The following is a 17,224-nucleotide window of genomic DNA, read 5'->3' as shown; positions in this document are numbered from 1 at the left end:
TGGTGCGGGAAAAACGTTGCGGCTCGCCGCGCGACGCGGTGCGCGTCACACGCCGATCAGGTCGTCGAGCCGCAAACGTGCAATGCGATAGATCTGATCGAGGCTCGCGCGCATCTCGTCGGCGCGGCTATTGTTCATGCGCGATTCGAAGTTCGCGATGATGCCGTGGCGGTCGTAGCCGCGCACCGCGAGAATGAACGGAAAGCCGAACTTCTCGCGATACAGGTGATTGAGCGCATGCAGCTTGTCGAACTCTTCCTGCGTGCATTGCGCGAGCCCGGCGCCGCTTTGCTCGCGAGTCGATTCGGCGGTCAGCTCGCCACGCACCGCGGCCTTGCCGGCCAGCTCCGGGTGCGCGTTGATCAGCGCGAGCTGCTTGTCCTCGCCCGAGGTTTCGACGATCTGCGACATGCTCTGATGCAGCTCGTCGATGCTCGCGAACGGCCGCTGCCGCGCCGCAATCTCCGCGACCCACGGCGAGTGCTCGAAGATGCCCGACAGCGTCGCAACGAACGCGTCGGTCGAGAGGCTGTTGAGTTGGTCCAGGGTGTATTGCATCGCCTTCATGCCGCAGCCTCGCGGTTGTCCTGTTGGTAAGGATGAGTCTCGTGCCAGTGCCGCGCGATATCGACGCGCCGCGATACCCATACGCGATCGTGCTGTTCGATGTGATCGAGAAAGCGCTGCAGCGCGCGGAAACGCCCCGGCCGTCCGAGCAGCCGGCAGTGCATACCGATCGACAGCATCTTCGGCACTTCGTCGCCCTCTTCGTACAGCACGTCGAACGCGTCGCGCAGGTAGGTGAAGAAGTGGTCCGCGGTGTTGAAGCCTTGCGGCGTCGCGAAGCGCATGTCGTTGGTGTCGAGCGTGTACGGCACGATCAGTTGCGGCACGCTCTTGCCACCCGCCACCTCGACGTCCATCCAGAACGGCAGGTCGTCGCCGTAGTAATCGGAGTCGTACAGGAAGCCGCCGTATTCGGCGACCAGCCGATGGGTATTCGGACTGTCGCGGCCGGTGTACCAGCCGAGCGGCCGCACGCCGGTCACGCGCTCGATCGCCTCCATGCCGAGGCGCATGTGCTCCGCTTCCTTCTCCGGCGACATGTCCTGATAGTGAATCCAGCGATAGCCGTGGCACGCGATCTCATGCCCGAGTTCGACGAACGCCCGCGCGACTTCCGGATTCCGCTCGATCGCCATGCCGACGCCGAATACCGTCAGCGCGAGATCACGTCTTTCGAATTCGCGCAGGATGCGCCACACGCCCGCGCGCGAGCCGTATTCGTAGATCGACTCCATGCTCATGTGCCGCGCCGGATACGCCGCCGCGCCAACGATCTCCGACAGGAACTGCTCGGAACCGGGGTCGCCGTGCAGCACGCAGTTTTCGCCGCCCTCTTCGTAGTTGAGGACGAATTGCACCGCAACGCGCGCTCGCCCCGGCCAGTTCGCGTGCACCGGGTGGCGGCCGTAGCCGATCAGATCGCGTGGGTAGTTCGGGTCGAGTGGCATGGTTTGACGGATGCGTAGTGACGGGACCAGGAATTCGCGTGAAGCTCGCGCATGAAGCTCGAGCTCGAAACTCCTCGGCAACGACGCCGGAACTGACCTTTGCAAGCGCTCGTTCGGCGGCTTCAGCGGCGGCCGAAGCCGCCGCACCGAGTTGACCCAGTGTAGCGAAAACGCCCCGGTGAGCCCATACGGCCGGGCAGATAGTGCGTGTTACAGCGAGTGTATGTGCGCGTCCGCCTGGGTCTCCGCCGAGTCGGCGTTTACCCGCAGCGGGCCGGGGCTGAACGACGCGAGGGCGCCGTCGTAGCGCTTCGTGAGCGGCCGTGCATAGTCGCCGCGCTTGGCCGTCGCGAGACGCAGCGCCACCAGTGCCTCGGTCCATTTGACGGCCACCGTCACGCCTTCGATCACCGGCGCGCCGAGCGCGTCCTCGATCTCCGCGCATAGCTCGGCCATGCCCGCGCAACCGAGCACGATCGCGTCCGACCCATCCTCGTCGAGCGCGCGCCGGCATTCGTCGAGGATGATGCGGCGCGCCGCCGAGCCGGGCTTGTCGAGATCGAGCACGGCGACGTCGGTCGCACGCACGTTGCGGCAGAAGCGCTTCATGCCGTAGCGCTCGGCCAGATGCCAGGCCATGCCGCAGGTGCGAGCGAGCGTCGTCACGACCGAAAAGCCCGGCGCCAGCACGCTCGCCGCGTGCATCGCCGCCTCGGCGATGCCGATCACCGGCCCGCGCGCCAACTCGCGGGCCGCGTAGAGACCCGGGTCGCCGAAGCACGCGATCACGTAGCCGTCGCAGCCTTCGCGCTCGCCGGCCGCGACTTCGGCGAGCAGACCGGGCGTGGCGAGCGCTTCGTCGTAATAGCCTTCGATCGACGGCGGGCCCATCGTCGGATTGACGGCGATCACTTCGGTGCCGGGCGCGGCGACCTCGCGCGCGCAGCGCCCCATCGCCTCGGTCATGCGGCACGTCGTGTTCGGATTGATCAGTTTGATACGCATGGCGACTCCTGTTCGACTCATATTGCAGCGGCGAAAACCTGGCGCTCCATGAAGCTCAGCGCGCGAGCATCCGGTAAAACAGCGCGCCGAGTCCCGCGCCGATGAACCACGAGAAATTCGCGAGGCCGTCGAGGCCCGGCACCATCACGCAGATCACCGCGATCACCGCGGCCGGCAGCAACGCGGCCACCGCGCGATAGTTGACGCCGTTGCGATACCAGTACGAGCCGTTCGGCGCAACCGTGTACAGATCGTCGAGCACGATCTTCTGACGCTTGACCAGATAGAAATCGACGATCAGGACGCCGTACAAAGGTCCGATGAAGCTGCCGAGCACGTCGAGCGTGTAGTGAATCACGGCCGGATTGTTGAACAGGTTCCACGGCGTGATGAACACCGACGCGACCGCCGCGAGCATGCCGCCCGCACGCCAGCTGATGAGGCGCGGTGCGACGTTCGAGAAGTCGAAGGCCGGCGACACGAAGTTCGCGACGATGTTGATGCCGATCGTCGCGATCGTGAAGGTCAGCGCGCCGAGAATCACCGCCATCGGATAGTCGATGCGGCCCACCGTTTCGACCGGGTCCGTGATCAGCTCGCCGAACACCGGCAGCGTGGCCGCGGTCGTGATCACCGTCACCAGCGAGAACGCGAGGAAGTTGACCGGCAGGCCCCAGAAGTTGCCGTGCTTGACGCTGCGAAAGCTCTTGCCGTAGCGCGAGAAGTCGCCGAAATTCAGCATCGGTCCGGAGAAGTACGACACCACCAGCGAGATCGCCGTGATCATCACCGGCAGCACTTCCATGCCGTGATATTTGACGCCGCCGAGGTTGATGCCAATGTTGCGCCAGCCCGCGCGATACACCATGTAGCCGGCGAGAATGAACATCACGACGTAGACGGCCGGTCCGGCGAAATCGATGAACTTCTTGATGGTCTCCATGCCATGCCAGAACACCAGCGCCTGCAGTACCCACAGCAGCATGAAGCCGGCCCAGCCGAGCGTCGACAGACCGAGCAGGCCATGCCGATGCACGTCCGCGTATGGCAGCAGTTGAGGCACGAACTTCAGCACGACGATCACGAGCGCGCTCGACGCGAGATAGGTCTGGATGCCATACCACGCGACCGCAATCAGGCCGCGGATCACCGCGGGAACGTTCGCGCCGAGCACGCCGAAGGTCGCGCGGCACGCGACCGGATACGGCACGCCGTTCAGCTGGCTCGGCTTCGCGATCAGGTTGCACAGCACGTTCACGAGCGTGATGCCGACGAGCAACGCGACCAGCACCTGCCAGCTCGTCAGGCCGAGCGCGAAGAGACTCCCCGCGAAGACATAGCCACCCACGCTGTGCACGTCCGACATCCAGAACGCGAAGATGTTGTACGCGGTCCAGTTCTGCGCGCGCAGCGGCGCGAGGTCCGCGTTGTAGAGCCGCTCGCTGTAGCCGGCCGGCATCGACGGATCGGTCTGGGCCGTGCCGTCCGGGTAGTTGGAGATGGGGTGACTGCCTGGCGCTGCACTGAACTGAGCCATGATTCCTCCTTTGGATAGGGACCGTCGAAAGCGCATCGACGGACATTGCATCGGCCATGCCAGTTGCTCGCTTCTTGCCCTGTATGGGTCGCAGAAGTCGGCGTCGTGGTCCCGGACCGTGCCGCGCGTGTCTCCGTACTGACGTACTTGTGGTTGTCGCATCGCCGGCCGCCGCGGATTTCCGGCGATGCGTCGCTACCCTGAGGTCCGTCGTCTCGCGACGGACGTGCGTGTTCAGGCCGGCGGCGCTCACGCGAGGCCGCCCTGCCGTGCATCTATCGGTTCAGTTCAATTCAGTGCGGCGCGCACCAGCAACGGGCGCTCGCCTGCTACCTGCCTCAGCCTGGGGTGGAGTTGGCTTCGGCTCTTTACGTTGATGTTTCTTTCGGCGCGATCGCACCGAATACTTCGTGCAGATCCGCTGCACCGCGCGCGGGGCGCTCCAGCATCTTCAACTCGACGCTTTGCAGATGGCGCGACATCAGCGCGGCCGCCTGCTTCGCATCGCCGGAGTCGAGCGCGGCGAGAATCGCTTCGTGGTCCTCGAACGAGCACGGGCTGCGTCCGAGCGACTCGTACAGCGCGGAAATCAGCGTGGAACGCGCGACCAGCCCGTTCAGGCAATCGCACAGCACCGAGTTGCCGGTCAGGTTCGCGAGCTCCGTATGAAACTCGCCCGACAAACGGATCCATGCCGGAAAATCCCGCGTTTCGAATGCCTTGCGTTCCCGGCCGATCATGCCGCCGATGCTCTTCAGACGCCGCATGCCGTGTCCGCTACAGATCTTTTCGACGACGGCCAACTCGATGATGCGGCGCATTTCGAACACCTCGTGCACCTCCTGCAACGACGGACTCGCGACGAACGCGCCACGGTTCGGCTCGAGATCGACGAGCCGCTCACCCGCCAGCTGCGACAGCGCCTGACGGATCGGACCGCGCTTCACGCCGAATACTTCGCATAGCTGAGCTTCGGTGAGCTTCGCGCCGGGTGCCAGCCGATGCTCGAGGATCGCCGCGCGGATGCGCTCGGCGATTGCTTCAGGCTTCGAACTGTTCGCGACTGATTCGGTGTCGGACATGATTGGCGTCTCGGTATGTTGGTCATCATAGGACGGACACAAATATTGTCAACAATTTTTGCGTCGATTTTCGACAGTTCTCGCGCTGCGGTGCGTCAGGAAAGGCCTGCAAGTCAAGCTGCGCGGCTGTCTGGCGGAAATATTACCCGTTTTCACCGCGCGAAGCCGACTGTTGGCGGCCGGGTTTTTGTCAACAAAAACTGAAAACATTGGTGACGGGTTTGAGTGGTGGTGAGCTGCATACTGCAGACAGTTAGTTGCGTTGGTAACGCGAAAAAAAACGGGCGATCCGCCCGCCTCTGTCCCACCCACGCGGGCTTCAGCCAAGGCTCGGATAGCCCGATGCCGTCAGCCTGAAGCCATGCGCATTCGCGACCAGATGCGCATTAGCGCCGACCGGCAGCGTCACCATGTTGTGGACATGCCCGAACTGCAGCCCCGTCACGACTGGAATGCCGATCAGCGAGCGCACTTGCTCGACCATCGCCTGCAGGTCGTAGCCATTGTCGTAGTCGTAGGGCTTGCCGCCCGTGAAGTCGCCGAGCACGAGCGCCTGCTGCTGCGCGAGGATGCCGGCCAGATGCAGCTGATAGATCATCCGCTCGATGCGGAACGGCTGCTCGTTGACGTCTTCGACGAACAGGATGCCGCCCTGCACCGGCGGCATGTACGGCGTGCCGACCAGCGACGCCACCACCGCCAGATTGCCGCCCCACAGCGTGCCCGTCACATCGACGTTCTGCGCTTGCGGCGTGTTGCTCGCGATCGTGAGGGTCGGCTGCGTCAATGCCGACCAGAAATGCCGCACCGTGAATTCGCTGAGCTCCTCGGCGCCGAAATCGCTCATCAGCATCGGGCCGCCAAAGGTCTTCAAGCCGGCGCGCGCGAGCAGCGCCAGTTGGATCGCGGTGAAGTCGCTGTGACCGACGAGCGCGATCGGCTGATCGGTGAGCCGCCGCTGCAGGCCTTCGTAGTCGAGACCGTGCAGAATCCGCACCGCGCCGTAGCCGCCGCGCACGGCCAGCACGACATCGGGCAACCCGCGCGATGGATCGGCGAGCCGGTTCAGATCGGCCGCGCGCTCGCCGTCGGTGCCGGCGAAGCGCTGGTAGCGCCGCTTTGCGGCCGCCTCGCCGTCGACACGATGCCCCTGCGCCCGCAGCCGATGTAACGCGCGATGCAACACCTCCGGATCATGCGGATAGCCGGATGGCGCAATCAATTCGATGGTGCGATGAGCGGTCATGGCGAGACCCCTTGGGCGTTGTTGTTTTAGAGCGGCGTGGTTGGGAGCGGTTCGTCGCTCGGGGGTGTTGCGGGGTCAGTGGCGGTGCCAACGGACCCTTCAGCCACTTCACCACGAGCCGCCGCGCGCGCTGTGCGGCTCGCGCGACGCCGCTCGGCAAAAAACGACTTGAGCGCGGCACCGCATTCGGCTTCGAGGACACCGCCGCTGACCGTCGTGTGATGGTTCAGCTGAGGATTTGCGAACGCATCGACCACGCTGCCGCACGCGCCGGTTTTCGGATCGCGCGCGCCGAACACGACACGCGCGATGCGCGCGTGCATGATCGCGCCGGCGCACATCAGGCAAGGCTCGAGCGTCACATAGAGCTCGCAACCCGGCAGACGATAATTTTCGAGCGACTGCGCGGCGGCGCGCAGCGCAACCATTTCGGCGTGCGCGGACGGATCGTGCGCGCCGATCGGATGATTGAAGCCCGTGGCGATGACTTCGTCACCGCGCACCAGCACCGCGCCGACCGGTACTTCGCCGGCCGCGCGCGCTTCTTCGGCGGCGGCCTGAGCGAGCGCCATGAAGCGCAAGTCGCGTTCGGAGACGATGGGAGCTTCGGAATTTCCGGGAGGGATGGCAGGACCGGCCACAGGTCGATCAGCCGCCGGCGCGGACACTGCGCCGATGCTAGCGTCAACGGACTTCTCGCCGTCCTCGGTTTGCGCCGAAGAGCCGATCGAGGCGGGACACGCGAGCGGCTCGTTCACTGTGAACCTGCTCCCGCCACATCGACATTGCCCACGCGTTCCGACAGACGTTCGGCGATGCGGCGGCAATATTCGCGCGGCAGGACCATCGGGCCGCCGCGCAGCGATTCGAGCGCCATGTCGAGCGCGAGCATGCGGGCCTGGAGACGGCAACGGGTCGCCTGATCGCTCACGGCATTCAGCTCCGTTTGCAGGTCGCGCAACGCGCGAAGCTGCTCGACGGCGGGCGGCACGAAGCCCGCGTTTTTCAGAATCCGGTTGGCGACGCGCACCTCTTCCGGCACCAACGCATCATCATCGAGGGCCAGCGGCGCGCCCGCGCCCGGCAAGTCGTCGAACTCTCCGCGCGCGGCGGCGGCAATACGCTGTTCGACAAGCGCATCAAGCAATTTCATCTGCAATCCACTACGTTGCGGCCCGAGCATTCTATCAGGGAGTGCACGCGCGTTCAGTGCTCCCCCGACGGCATAAAAGCGCCGATTTGCCGGCTATTCGGCGTTTGACGGTGCTTCAGCGTCGACTTAGAGTAGGTCATCGAGCCGTACGACGCGCGCAGCGCTTGACTGGCGCGGCAAACCTTGATTTTTCCTCTCGTCGAAGCCGATGCCGCGATGTCATTCAAACCGATCAACCGTCCCAGTACTTTTCCCGTTGCGCATCCGCGTCCTGTCGGCGCCGTGCAGCCGGTGCGAGGGAGCCCGCACACGTGTCGGCGCATCGGCGTGGGTACCGCGCTGACGGCGATTGCCGCGGCCTTGCTGCTTTGCGGCTGCGGCGTCTTTTGCGGCGGCGCCGCGGCAAGCGGTGGCGCCTATGCCGGAGGCTGCGGAACAAGCGTGCGGTTCTAACGGATGCCAGGCGATACACTCGCGCATTCGACGCCGCGGTGTCCGGCGCGCCCCCCGCTCCTCAGCTTCGCCCCACCAACGGCCAGCGCGCGAGAACGATATGTTTGGATCGTCCCAGCAGGCTGTGCATCAGCACAAACTCGCGCACGTTCCAGCATGCCGGCTCGGCCGGACGGCGCTCGATCCACGGCATCCCGTACGCCAGCGTCACGTGCGGCGTAAAACGTGCATCGGGCTCGATGCCGTCGTCCCGCAAGCTCGCTTCGAGCGCATCGTGAAGCGCCTGCAGTCCGCGCACACCGTGCTCGCCGACGAGCACCGCCGGCCCGAGCCGCGGCTTTTTCGCGAAGCTGGCGATCGCGTCGAATTCGACCGTAAACGGCGCCATGCTGACCAAGGCGGCCGCCCGTTTCGCCGCCTCGACCACATCCGCCGGCAAGCCGCCCGTGAAATTGCCGAGATGCCTCAGCGTCACGTGCAAACGGTTCGCCGCGAGCGCTTTGCCGCGCACGCCGCTGCGCCCGCGTACCTCCGCGCAAAGCTGTTGCGCGAACTTCGCCATGCCGGCCGCGGTATTGGCATCGGGATAAATCGCGAAAAACAGCCCGTCGGTGGGCGGGGGCGGCGCCTCTAGCCCGGGCAACCACAGTTGTTCAGGCATCGCGCCTCGTTCCCTGGCTGAATTTTTCTGCCGATTCGCATACCGCCGCACAAGCGGCCCATTGCAGCCATGTTACTGTATATTCATACAGTATGACAGGCCATGCGCAATCACAGCGCGCCACTGGCCGGCCGGCTTGCCGATGCGCTTGTACCAAAGCTCGATGGACGACTTAGCAGCCGGCGACAACGAATGCTCGGCGCGTCTTGATCAGATTCACGTCGCGCGTAACGAGCGGCGCTTCGAGCCGGTGCGCGACCAGATCGCGGTGCGGAAACGACGCCAGCGGAATACCCGGAAAAATCGCGATGCCAAGACCGCCCACCTGGGGTTACCGCCGAATCGTGTCGTCGAGATGGGGCGCGGCTCGATCTGGTCTGATGCCGGCGTCAATCGCGGCGCCGTTCAAAACCTGCGAATCCAGCGGCCCAAAACAAAAAAACCCGCGAAAACGCGGGCTTTGATGTGTTGTGTTGCCAGGTCGTGCCGGTACGGTCGGGACGGCTGATCACTCCCACTCGATTGACAACCACCCGCCGCAAACCCAACGCTGGGCCTGACTCGGATCCCATAGCGCCCGCCGATACCGTCAGCGATACCGGCATTCCCGCTCGGCACTCAACGGCCTTAGGTGGGCCGCGTCGGAAAATCGGCGCGGCCTGCTTAAGAAAGATCGTCTAAGCCACGCATCTCGAGATGACTTCGGAGGTTGATACCGTCAGCGATACCGTCAGGTCACAACTGCCTGACTGAGACGGCCGGCGGCTGATCGGCCAGAGCCGACGCTCGCCGAACCGGCAGTGTGCGGCGGGTCCAGGCCGCTTTGCTGACCTCTGTTGATGCGCCTTGAAGAGGATGCGGCAGACTGTGCGAAGGTGGCGGCTGAATAGACAGACCCATGTCCCGATTGCCGACCTGGCGATGCTATACATCCCAGTGATACAAGGGTGGTGGAACTACTATGGTGCGTTTTACCAGACGGCCGTGCTTCGTTTCTTTCAGCACATCGATCCTGCGCTTGAACGTTGGGCGCGGCGAAAGTACAAGGCTCTTCACGGTCGCCATCGACGTAGTGTGGAGTGCGTGCGCAAGATGCAGGTCGCCAGCCCAACGTTGTTCCATCATTGGCGTGTCGCCGGACCAAAGGTTGGATAACGGGAGCCGTATGACGCGAGAGTGTCACGTACGGTTCTGCGAGAGGCTCGGGGTGGGACTCCCCGAGCCTACTCACCACTTTGGGATGAAAGCGCACATTGGTGTGGACCAAGAGTCGGGCCTGGTCCATACCGTGATCGGCACAGCGGCCAACGTTCATGACATCAATGCGGCCGAAGCGTTGTTGCACGGCCGAGAAACGGATGTGTCCGCCGACGCCGGCTACCGAGGTATCGAAAAGCGCTGCCAGGAGAACCCGGTTCGCTGGCATGTCGCGATGCGACCAGGCAGGCGTAGACAACTGGACCTGAACGATCGTCTGGACGCGATATTCGGGCCGGCATCCGCGCCAAGGTTGAACATCCGTTCCGCGTGCTCAAGCAGCAGTTTGGCTATACGAAGACCCGGTACCGAGGGTTGATGAAGAACACCGCGCAGATCACGACACTGTTTGCGCTGGGCAACCTGTGGATGGCACGCAAGGCTTTACGCAAAGCTTGAAACGCTCGGGGATTAAGGCCGCGAGTCTCGGCAAACCGAGGTCGTCATGCTTGGAAAGCCGGACGCCCAACCTGCCAGCAGACTCTTACGGCAGATACGACCAAAGTGGCAAAAGATCAGTGCTCCGAAAACGAGTTGTGCAGAACTTCCTTAGCACTTTGCCCCTTCGTTCATGGCCATCGCCGTTTATCGTTTGCCTGATTCTGGGATCCCGGCGCCGCATGAAGGGGCGACTACAGCTTGTAGATCATCCGTTCGTTCATTCTCGAACTGGTACAACGCCATGAGCGCGCCCTCAGCGAGATAGCGACCGCCTTGAGGACTGGGCGACCTTCGGCAACGAGCAAAAACCGGCAGGGCGAGAACCTTGGGCGGGCTGACGCGGTTCGTCAAAACCACGCGAACCTAGGGCTGTTGAGTATCCCCGATGGCGACAACTGAGTCTCATTGAGCGCGCCCGTCTCTGGGTCAACAAAAATCAGTCGGCCGTCTTGTGTTCCGACGACCACGCCCCCCCCAGCCATATGCAATCGGATCCGTGACCGTCTCGCCTGATCCAGTGTTGAGCGAGCCCGAAGTCCAGACATGAGCGCCCGTTTTCGCATCGAGCCCCACCATAAAGACGTCTCCCGTGCTGCCTTGTCCAGCGGCGAAAACGACCACTTTTGGTTCGTAACTTGGGTTGTGAAGTAGGGGGACGCCAGGAAAAACGATTGGGGACGAGACCTTCCACAAAATCTCTCCCCCTGTCGCATCAAAGGCGTAGACGTTGCTGTCGAAACCTGTGGCATAAACAACATTGCCGGCGACGAACGGGCGATTGAAATTGTCATGGGCGACGTTGACGCTCTCCCAAACTAGCGAACCGTCGACGACAGACCTGGCGCGCAAACTGTTGGTATTCAAGTCGGCGTAGTAGACGGTCTCACCAATTACAGTATGTCCGGTGAGAGGATATTCGTGTAGGCTCCAAATCAGCGCACCCGTTTGCGGGTCCAAGGCCTGAAGAGATGGTGCTTTGATCGTTCCGACAATCAAGCGATACGGTTGGCCCAGTTGGAAGGCAAGCGATGCTCGAAACTGCACGCTACCGCCCATTTGCCTCACCCACTTGACGGCGCCGGTGTCGTCGTCAAGTGCGAACATCGATCCCTGTCCGGGTGGTGTCCAGTCTGTGCCTGTGCCGACGTACAGAACGCCATCCGCGTGCGCCGACTCGCCCGTCATCGCCTCGCCAACGCTAAATATCGCAGGATCCGATAGAGGGACCCCGGGCACCAGTTCGGTAATAACAGGAGGGCCGAACTTATAGATCGTGCCATCGGCTGCACCGGCATAGACCCGATGGTACGGTTCGCTCGATCGTCCAACAGGGCGAGGTGACGCAACAAGCCCAAAGTCGTTGCTTGCGTGAATATCGCCAAAGTCGACGTTGTCCAGAAAAAGGCGACCGCTCGTGACATACAGAAAGCCGGATATATGCGCCATAATCGCTCTCCTTGCCTGCTAACGTCACTCAATACTTCCGACGCATTGTTACGGTTCTCGCGAATCGACGGTACAGTAATTCAACGCTCCCTTCGGCTGGAGCAAAGACTAGGCTGCACTCAGGATAGGTCATTCTCGACGGAGTAGAGAGAGATGGACGGATTGGCGCTGGATCCTGGCGAACGTGGCGCACTCCGTTAGTGCTGCAGGTACACGTCTGTCGGTGGGCGGGCGTCACACTCGTTCGAACAGTCGCCCTCCAGAGGCACAGAGTGCGAAAGCCGCTTCGGATTTCAAACTGCAGCTATCCACAATGGATAGCCGAATAGCGCGTAGCCAGGTCGGGGTCCGTCGGTCTCTCCGGCATGAGCGGGACCGACTTCCCGCATGCGATAGAGCGTTTCGATTTTCCTGGGCGACGATGCCACGCAGCCCAGTTCCTTTGTCGCAAGTATCGGGTCAGAAGCGAAGGCATGCCACTCGGGAGACCAATCAAGCGCATCGGAATCCAGCGAGTTGTCGCGGTCGGAACCGACGCGTAAGCCAAGCACTTTCAGTTTCGCCACAAGCGAACTGGCGAGTAGTTTGTCGCGGGCATAATGAACGAACGCCTCCAACAACGTATATCCGGTGGTGCCCTCATCGTTAGTCCAAACTGGCTTGTCAGGGGCGGACACGTCCTCCAGAAGCCAAAGCGTGTCGCAACGCTGTTCTTCGATGACTGTGTAAGACACCCATAAGATGAGGCTTTCGCCGCTCTCGGCGGTACCGGGCGGCCTTCATGTAAGGCAGAACAGTCACGACGATAAGCACAAACAGGCGCTTATAGAATCGCGGCGGCTCAAAACAAGCTGGGTGTAGGTTTCCAGGACTGGACGATCCGCTTTGTCCTCCCGCCATTGGTCAGCTATTCATGGGTTCTCCTCGATAACAGTCGCCGTGATCGCGTGACCGGCATTCTGATTTGTGGCCCTCCAGATTCCTGTCTTACGAAGCTATGTGCGCGTGATCGCGTTTAACTCCTGCCGGTCAGCGAGCAGGGAAACATGCCGTTGGAGCGGCTGCATTACTACCCGCAAGCTGACAGACGGGGCTACGTGCACAATTCGGCCATTGCGGTCATTGGGCCGATCGCCGGCCGAGGGCCGCTATGGGTTGCTCTGCGGTCGTCAGACCACCGGTTACTCCGAATGACCGTGGACAACTCCCTATTAACCCGGATCTGATTTTGTCCGATGCGCATGGCCGTTTGATCCTCATCCTGGTCGAGTGCGACGAGCATTCGGGCGGCGCCCCTATCCGTGCAGCACGCGAAACGGCAAGCACCTCATGCAGCATGCGCGCAAGGCGCACTGGCAAACCTCAGTTACCGGCGCACCCCATCTTTGTGAGCAGTCACCGTGTGGCGACCCCGCTGTCATTACGGGCGCGTGACTGGAACTCGTAGATGAGAGAAAGGCTACAGACCGCGGTCAATCAACAGGCGAGACAGGACCGCGCCGATGCCTGACGAGACCACGCCCTTGCACAGGATTGCAAGACCCGATATCCCGAGAAGAGCAAAGCACACGCGACGAAAGTTAATGTCAGAGAGCGATCGATAGATACGTACACCGAGGAAGGTACCCGGCAAAACGACTACGACCGCCGCGGCGAACAAACTCCAGAATTGCGCATCGAACGTTGACGGGCGATGGATCGCTAGCATGGCTAACGCGAGCAACTGCATCGCAAAAATATAGGGTTGCACGATTGCACGCGATTCCTGTTTGGGCAGGCGCTGACGACCGATCCACAAAACAACGACTGCGCCGGGAAAAGCGGTGAATCCGCCGACGATCCCGCCCAGCACACCGATGAAAACGGGCAACCACCATCCAGCAATGGGCTGACGATGAGTAGGCGAGGCAAAAGTGGAATACAGCGCATACACTACAAGGAAAGTCCCAAAGGCAACCATCAAACCCGATGTTGGCAACGCACGCAGGATGTGCAGTCCGATCGGGATGCCAACGATGCCGCCCAATATAAAAGGCGCGGGACCGTCGGGCCACCATTCGCGTATTGGCTTGAGTTCCGTGCGAAGCTGTCTGAGCGACATTGTCTGGTTTGCTGTGGACAAGGCCATCAGCAGAGGAACGCCAACCTGAGGTGGCAGAATCCACAGGCTGGCCGCGCCAATCGCGGAGAAACCGAAACCCGATAGTCCGCTCGTGACAGCCGAAATACCAAGTATGGAGAGAAGAAATGCGATAGTCGCTTCTCCATACGACGACAGGGAAAGGGAAAGGGAGCTCATCTCGATTCAGTATGCACGTGCTGGAACGTTGATCGGCGACATTCAATAACTCATCAATCAGGTATCTCCGTGAAAGAGCACCGTCTCCAGTTCAATCGCTTCTAGCTCATCAACGGCGGCACAATGCAAAAACGATCTTCATACGGACGAATGCAATATGATTGCCATGACGCTTGGTACCGGTATACATCAAGGAAAAGGTGCGGAATTGTGCAGTTCCGACGGACCTGAACTCTTGCGAATTGGGTGTCTGGTCTCTCAGTCACCCCCTTGTGCAAGCAGCTGGTCCGGAAACATCTGGCAAAAAATCCTGCGGGTGCCTCGCGTGAGATTCCGTGTCTGCGGGCGCAACATTTCACACTCGGACACCAGGACCTTCGCATACACCGCCTCATAGACGCGCTTCACCACACCGGGCGCAACCATCTCCCGGTCGTATCCCGGAGCGATGCCGATGAGCCGCCATCCCAACGCTTCAAACGCCAGTTGCACATTCGGGATTTTCAAGGTAGCCATTCCATAGATCATTCCCATTCCGATCCGTTGCCCGATGAGCTCGGCCAGCATGATGCATTTGCGGCATAGTCCTACGCCCCGATGCTTCGGGGCGACCACTACCAGGCGGCCGTAAAGACTCAACGTGTCCAGGTCACGTTCGCAGGAGAAAAGCCCTGCCAGGCTGTGGCCTGCCCTGAGCAGCACGACGAGGACATCTTTGTCGGCTTCATCGACAAGACTGACCTTTTCACCGAAAAAATCGCCTCGCAAATAAACGCTCGCGCTACCAACGCTAATGTCAGGAAACCATTCCTTGATCGAGTCAACGACCTCGGAAATGTCACATCGCTTCAGTAATTCAAAGCGGTACCCCTTTGGCAGCGGGACTCCGGCCGCCATTTCATCGATATCGAGCCACTTCACGATGCTGCCTCTTCCTCGTTGAGCTTGAAAGCTTCGGCCATCTGCTTTCGCAAAACAAACTTCTGGATCTTGCCGGTCACGGTCATCGGAAAGCGGTCCAGGAACGCCACGTACCGGGGGATCTTGTAGTGAGCAATCCGCCCGCGACAGAACGAGCGGATCTCTTCGGCGTCCGCCGCGGCGCCTAGATGCAGGATGATGCACGCACACAGCTCCTCTCCGTATTTGGAATCCGGCACGCCAACGCACTGCACGTCCTGGATCTTCGAATAGCGATAGAGGAATTCCTCGACGTCGCGCGGGCAAATGTTTTCGCCACCGCGAATGATGAGGTCTTTCGACCGGCCGACGATCCTGCAATATCCTTCATTGTCGATGGTCGCCAGATCGCCGGTATGCATCCACCCTTCCTCGTCAATGGCCTCCGACGTTTTCTCGGGATCGTTCCAGTAGCCGCGCATAACCGAGTAGCCGCGAGTGAGCAGTTCGCCCATTGCGCCGCGTAACACGGTGCGTCCCCGCTCGTCGACGATCTTCACTTCGAGGTGAGGCTGCACCCGCCCCACCGTTGATACGCGGTTCCCCGGCGGATCGTCGAGGGCGCTCTGAAAGGAAATCGGCGACGTTTCAGTCATTCCATAGGCGATGGTCACCTGCTGCATGTTCATGCGCTCCATCACGCGCTTCATGACTTCTTCCGGGCATGGCGATCCGGCCATGATCCCGGTTCGCAACGTGTCGAAACCGTAGCGTCCGAATTCCGGGTGTGCGAGGAGCGCAATGAACATCGTCGGCACACCATGCAGAGCCGTGCACTTTTCTGCCTCAACTGTCTCAAGAACTGCCTTCGCGTCAAACGCCTCGCCGGGAAGGACCATCGTCGCGCCGTGCGTCGCACAGACCAGATTGCCAAGCACCATGCCGAAGCAGTGATACAGCGGCACTGGAATGCACAGCCGGTCCTGACTGGTCAGCTTCATTGCCTCGCCGACAAAGAAGCTGTTGTTCAGGAGATTGCGGTGAGTCAGCGTTGCGCCCTTCGGCGAACCTGTCGTGCCCGACGTGAACTGGATGTTCACCGGATCGTCGCAGCGCAGCGTCGCGCCGAGAGCCGCAAGCTCGCACAGATCACACTCGTTCGCAGGCGCGAGGAGCGCCTCGAAGTTCAGCATGCCCGCGCTCGCCTGCCCACCCAGAATGATCACGAGCCTGAGGTCTGGCAAGCGAGCGGATTTCAATTGACCGTGTGCGCAGTGCGCAACTTCGCTTGCCACGTCGCGCAGCATCTCGACATAGTCGGTACCTCGGAAGCGAGCCGACATGATCAGCGCCTTGCAGCCCACCTTGTTGAGTGCGTGCTCAAGTTCTTCTTGACGATAGGCCGGGTTGATATTGACGAGAATCAGCCCCGCCTTTGCCGCAGCAAACTGTGTCAACACCCACTCCGAGCAATTCTGCGACCAGATACCGATGCGATCTCCCGGTGCGAGACCGAGATGCATCAGCCCGACGGCGAGGTTATCGACCCGGCGCGAGAATTCGCGCCACGTCCAGCGCACATTCTGGTGAACGACCACCAGAGCTTCGTTGTCGGCATGCCGTGCGGCGACCCTGTCGATATATGCGCCCAGCGTGTCGTCCGTCAGTGGTACGTCCGTCGCGCCCACCACATAGCTTTCCTTCGTTTGCATGGCCATTCCTCGTCCTAGTCGGCACCTTGAACTTCGTCGATCTCGGCGGGTGGGCACAATGCGCCGGAACCTGTCAGCGTCGTGCGTTCGCGCGCGCTCGGAACCGCCGGCGCGGCGGCAGACGCCATCGCGCCCGAGCCGCCGCACGTGCTGCTCGCGTCTGTGGGTGTATTCGTGTCGGTGGCGGCGGCAATGATGGCCTCGGTGGCCGTTGGCTCTAGCGAAATGACGGCGGAATCGGTCCGGATAGCGACGGCGAGCAAAAATGCAACGCCGGCGATCGCAATGCAAACGCGTAAGGTTGTGCTCATTACAGATTTCCTTTAACGGTCCGTGAGGAAACACAAGTCGCGACCGCACGCGAATCCTGCAGCGGCTGCTGCCAAAACGCCGCGGCGCGTCTTGCGACCGTCTTTAGGCGAAAGCCGTGCCAGTCGCCGCCCCGTGGGTGAAATCCGGTGCCAAGTGTTTGATAATTCGAATTTTTTCGGGCGGAACAATGTCAGTGGAGGCGCACG

General features: G+C 61.8%; 17 protein-coding genes and 1 pseudogene. 3 read left to right on the top strand and 15 right to left on the bottom strand.

The window, feature by feature from the left end:
* Window positions 1–45: 45 nt before the first annotated feature.
* From uraD to AB4Y34_RS12440, 9 genes are all read right to left on the bottom strand, one after another.
* Complete coding sequence (gene uraD / locus AB4Y34_RS12480; protein WP_176379236.1) at window positions 46–567, bottom strand: 2-oxo-4-hydroxy-4-carboxy-5-ureidoimidazoline decarboxylase; 522 nt, start codon at window positions 565–567, stop codon at window positions 46–48.
* On the bottom strand, window positions 564–1,514 hold the full coding sequence (gene puuE, locus AB4Y34_RS12475; protein ID WP_018435546.1) for an allantoinase PuuE: 951 nt from the start codon (window positions 1,512–1,514) through the stop codon (window positions 564–566). The genes uraD and puuE overlap by 4 nt, the downstream gene beginning before the upstream one ends.
* Window positions 1,515–1,724: 210 nt before the next feature.
* Window positions 1,725–2,519 carry an aspartate/glutamate racemase family protein gene (locus AB4Y34_RS12470; RefSeq protein ID WP_368716178.1) on the bottom strand — a complete coding sequence of 265 codons (795 nt, stop codon included), beginning with the start codon at window positions 2,517–2,519 and terminating at the stop codon, window positions 1,725–1,727.
* A 55-nt stretch (window positions 2,520–2,574) separates the two neighbouring features.
* A complete protein-coding gene (locus tag AB4Y34_RS12465) occupies window positions 2,575–4,056 on the bottom strand; it encodes an NCS1 family nucleobase:cation symporter-1 (protein ID WP_368716177.1) in 1,482 nt (493 codons plus the stop codon).
* Window positions 4,057–4,424: 368 nt separating this feature from the next.
* Window positions 4,425–5,138, bottom strand: a complete 714-nt coding sequence (locus AB4Y34_RS12460; RefSeq protein WP_368716176.1) for a GntR family transcriptional regulator — start codon at window positions 5,136–5,138, stop codon at window positions 4,425–4,427.
* A gap of 319 nt (window positions 5,139–5,457) precedes the next feature.
* The gene (gene ldcA / locus AB4Y34_RS12455; RefSeq protein ID WP_368716175.1) at window positions 5,458–6,384 is read right to left on the bottom strand and encodes a muramoyltetrapeptide carboxypeptidase; all 927 of its coding nucleotides are present in this window, start codon (window positions 6,382–6,384) and stop codon (window positions 5,458–5,460) included.
* A 26-nt stretch (window positions 6,385–6,410) separates the two neighbouring features.
* The gene (gene tadA / locus AB4Y34_RS12450; RefSeq protein WP_368716174.1) at window positions 6,411–7,142 is read right to left on the bottom strand and encodes a tRNA adenosine(34) deaminase TadA; all 732 of its coding nucleotides are present in this window, start codon (window positions 7,140–7,142) and stop codon (window positions 6,411–6,413) included.
* A complete protein-coding gene (locus AB4Y34_RS12445) occupies window positions 7,139–7,537 on the bottom strand; it encodes a DnaJ family domain-containing protein (RefSeq protein ID WP_368620749.1) in 399 nt (132 codons plus the stop codon). The genes tadA and AB4Y34_RS12445 overlap by 4 nt, the downstream gene beginning before the upstream one ends.
* A 514-nt stretch (window positions 7,538–8,051) precedes the next feature.
* Window positions 8,052–8,651 carry a 2'-5' RNA ligase family protein gene (locus AB4Y34_RS12440; protein WP_368716173.1) on the bottom strand — a complete coding sequence of 200 codons (600 nt, stop codon included), beginning with the start codon at window positions 8,649–8,651 and terminating at the stop codon, window positions 8,052–8,054.
* A gap of 163 nt (window positions 8,652–8,814) precedes the next feature.
* Between AB4Y34_RS12440 and AB4Y34_RS12435 the strand changes: the two genes are divergently transcribed.
* The 3 genes and pseudogenes from AB4Y34_RS12435 to AB4Y34_RS12425 form a co-directional block, all read left to right on the top strand.
* On the top strand, window positions 8,815–9,159 hold the full coding sequence (locus AB4Y34_RS12435; protein ID WP_176379229.1) for a hypothetical protein: 345 nt from the start codon (window positions 8,815–8,817) through the stop codon (window positions 9,157–9,159).
* Between the two features lie 347 nt (window positions 9,160–9,506).
* Window positions 9,507–9,806: a group II intron maturase-specific domain-containing protein gene (locus tag AB4Y34_RS12430; protein WP_368716172.1), complete on the top strand. Its 300-nt coding sequence runs from the start codon at window positions 9,507–9,509 to the stop codon at window positions 9,804–9,806.
* A gap of 76 nt (window positions 9,807–9,882) precedes the next feature.
* A pseudogene (locus AB4Y34_RS12425) lies at window positions 9,883–10,307 on the top strand (IS5 family transposase); the annotation flags it as partial.
* A gap of 468 nt (window positions 10,308–10,775) precedes the next feature.
* Here AB4Y34_RS12425 and AB4Y34_RS12420 read toward each other — a convergent pair.
* From AB4Y34_RS12420 to AB4Y34_RS12395, 6 genes are all read right to left on the bottom strand, one after another.
* Entirely contained in the window at window positions 10,776–11,795 is a 1,020-nt protein-coding gene (locus AB4Y34_RS12420) for a PQQ-binding-like beta-propeller repeat protein (RefSeq protein ID WP_368716171.1), read from the bottom strand.
* A gap of 293 nt (window positions 11,796–12,088) precedes the next feature.
* The gene (locus AB4Y34_RS12415) at window positions 12,089–12,472 is read right to left on the bottom strand and encodes a hypothetical protein (protein WP_368716170.1); all 384 of its coding nucleotides are present in this window, start codon (window positions 12,470–12,472) and stop codon (window positions 12,089–12,091) included.
* Between the two features lie 782 nt (window positions 12,473–13,254).
* A complete protein-coding gene (locus tag AB4Y34_RS12410) occupies window positions 13,255–14,094 on the bottom strand; it encodes a sulfite exporter TauE/SafE family protein (protein WP_368593963.1) in 840 nt (279 codons plus the stop codon).
* A gap of 258 nt (window positions 14,095–14,352) precedes the next feature.
* Window positions 14,353–15,015 (bottom strand): hypothetical protein, encoded by a 663-nt coding sequence (locus AB4Y34_RS12405; protein ID WP_368593964.1) that lies wholly within the window; start codon window positions 15,013–15,015, stop codon window positions 14,353–14,355.
* Window positions 15,012–16,706 (bottom strand): AMP-binding protein, encoded by a 1,695-nt coding sequence (locus AB4Y34_RS12400; protein WP_368716169.1) that lies wholly within the window; start codon window positions 16,704–16,706, stop codon window positions 15,012–15,014. Before AB4Y34_RS12400 ends, AB4Y34_RS12405 begins: the two co-directional genes overlap by 4 nt.
* 14 nt (window positions 16,707–16,720) lie before the next feature.
* Window positions 16,721–17,017, bottom strand: coding sequence for a hypothetical protein (locus AB4Y34_RS12395; protein ID WP_368716168.1), 297 nt, complete (start codon window positions 17,015–17,017; stop codon window positions 16,721–16,723).
* Window positions 17,018–17,224: the final 207 nt, after the last annotated feature.

The sequence above is a fragment of the Paraburkholderia sp. BR10954 genome (genome assembly GCF_040965775.1).
GTDB classification, from domain to species: domain Bacteria; phylum Pseudomonadota; class Gammaproteobacteria; order Burkholderiales; family Burkholderiaceae; genus Paraburkholderia; species Paraburkholderia youngii.
Note: the sequence above shows the minus strand (reverse complement) of the source record. Positions and strands in the feature narration are given on the sequence as shown.

Coding starts and splice junctions, on each gene's coding strand:
- uraD (WP_176379236.1), bottom strand. CDS start 567: ATGAAGGCGATGCAATACACCCTGGACCAACTCAACAGCCTCTCGACC.
- puuE (WP_018435546.1), bottom strand. CDS start 1,514: ATGCCACTCGACCCGAACTACCCACGCGATCTGATCGGCTACGGCCGC.
- AB4Y34_RS12470 (WP_368716178.1), bottom strand. CDS start 2,519: ATGCGTATCAAACTGATCAATCCGAACACGACGTGCCGCATGACCGAG.
- AB4Y34_RS12465 (WP_368716177.1), bottom strand. CDS start 4,056: ATGGCTCAGTTCAGTGCAGCGCCAGGCAGTCACCCCATCTCCAACTAC.
- AB4Y34_RS12460 (WP_368716176.1), bottom strand. CDS start 5,138: ATGTCCGACACCGAATCAGTCGCGAACAGTTCGAAGCCTGAAGCAATC.
- ldcA (WP_368716175.1), bottom strand. CDS start 6,384: ATGACCGCTCATCGCACCATCGAATTGATTGCGCCATCCGGCTATCCG.
- AB4Y34_RS12445 (WP_368620749.1), bottom strand. CDS start 7,537: ATGAAATTGCTTGATGCGCTTGTCGAACAGCGTATTGCCGCCGCCGCG.
- AB4Y34_RS12440 (WP_368716173.1), bottom strand. CDS start 8,651: ATGCCTGAACAACTGTGGTTGCCCGGGCTAGAGGCGCCGCCCCCGCCC.
- AB4Y34_RS12435 (WP_176379229.1), top strand. CDS start 8,815: ATGGACGACTTAGCAGCCGGCGACAACGAATGCTCGGCGCGTCTTGAT.
- AB4Y34_RS12430 (WP_368716172.1), top strand. CDS start 9,507: ATGCGGCAGACTGTGCGAAGGTGGCGGCTGAATAGACAGACCCATGTC.
- AB4Y34_RS12420 (WP_368716171.1), bottom strand. CDS start 11,795: ATGGCGCATATATCCGGCTTTCTGTATGTCACGAGCGGTCGCCTTTTT.
- AB4Y34_RS12410 (WP_368593963.1), bottom strand. CDS start 14,094: ATGAGCTCCCTTTCCCTTTCCCTGTCGTCGTATGGAGAAGCGACTATC.
- AB4Y34_RS12400 (WP_368716169.1), bottom strand. CDS start 16,706: ATGCAAACGAAGGAAAGCTATGTGGTGGGCGCGACGGACGTACCACTG.
- AB4Y34_RS12395 (WP_368716168.1), bottom strand. CDS start 17,017: ATGAGCACAACCTTACGCGTTTGCATTGCGATCGCCGGCGTTGCATTT.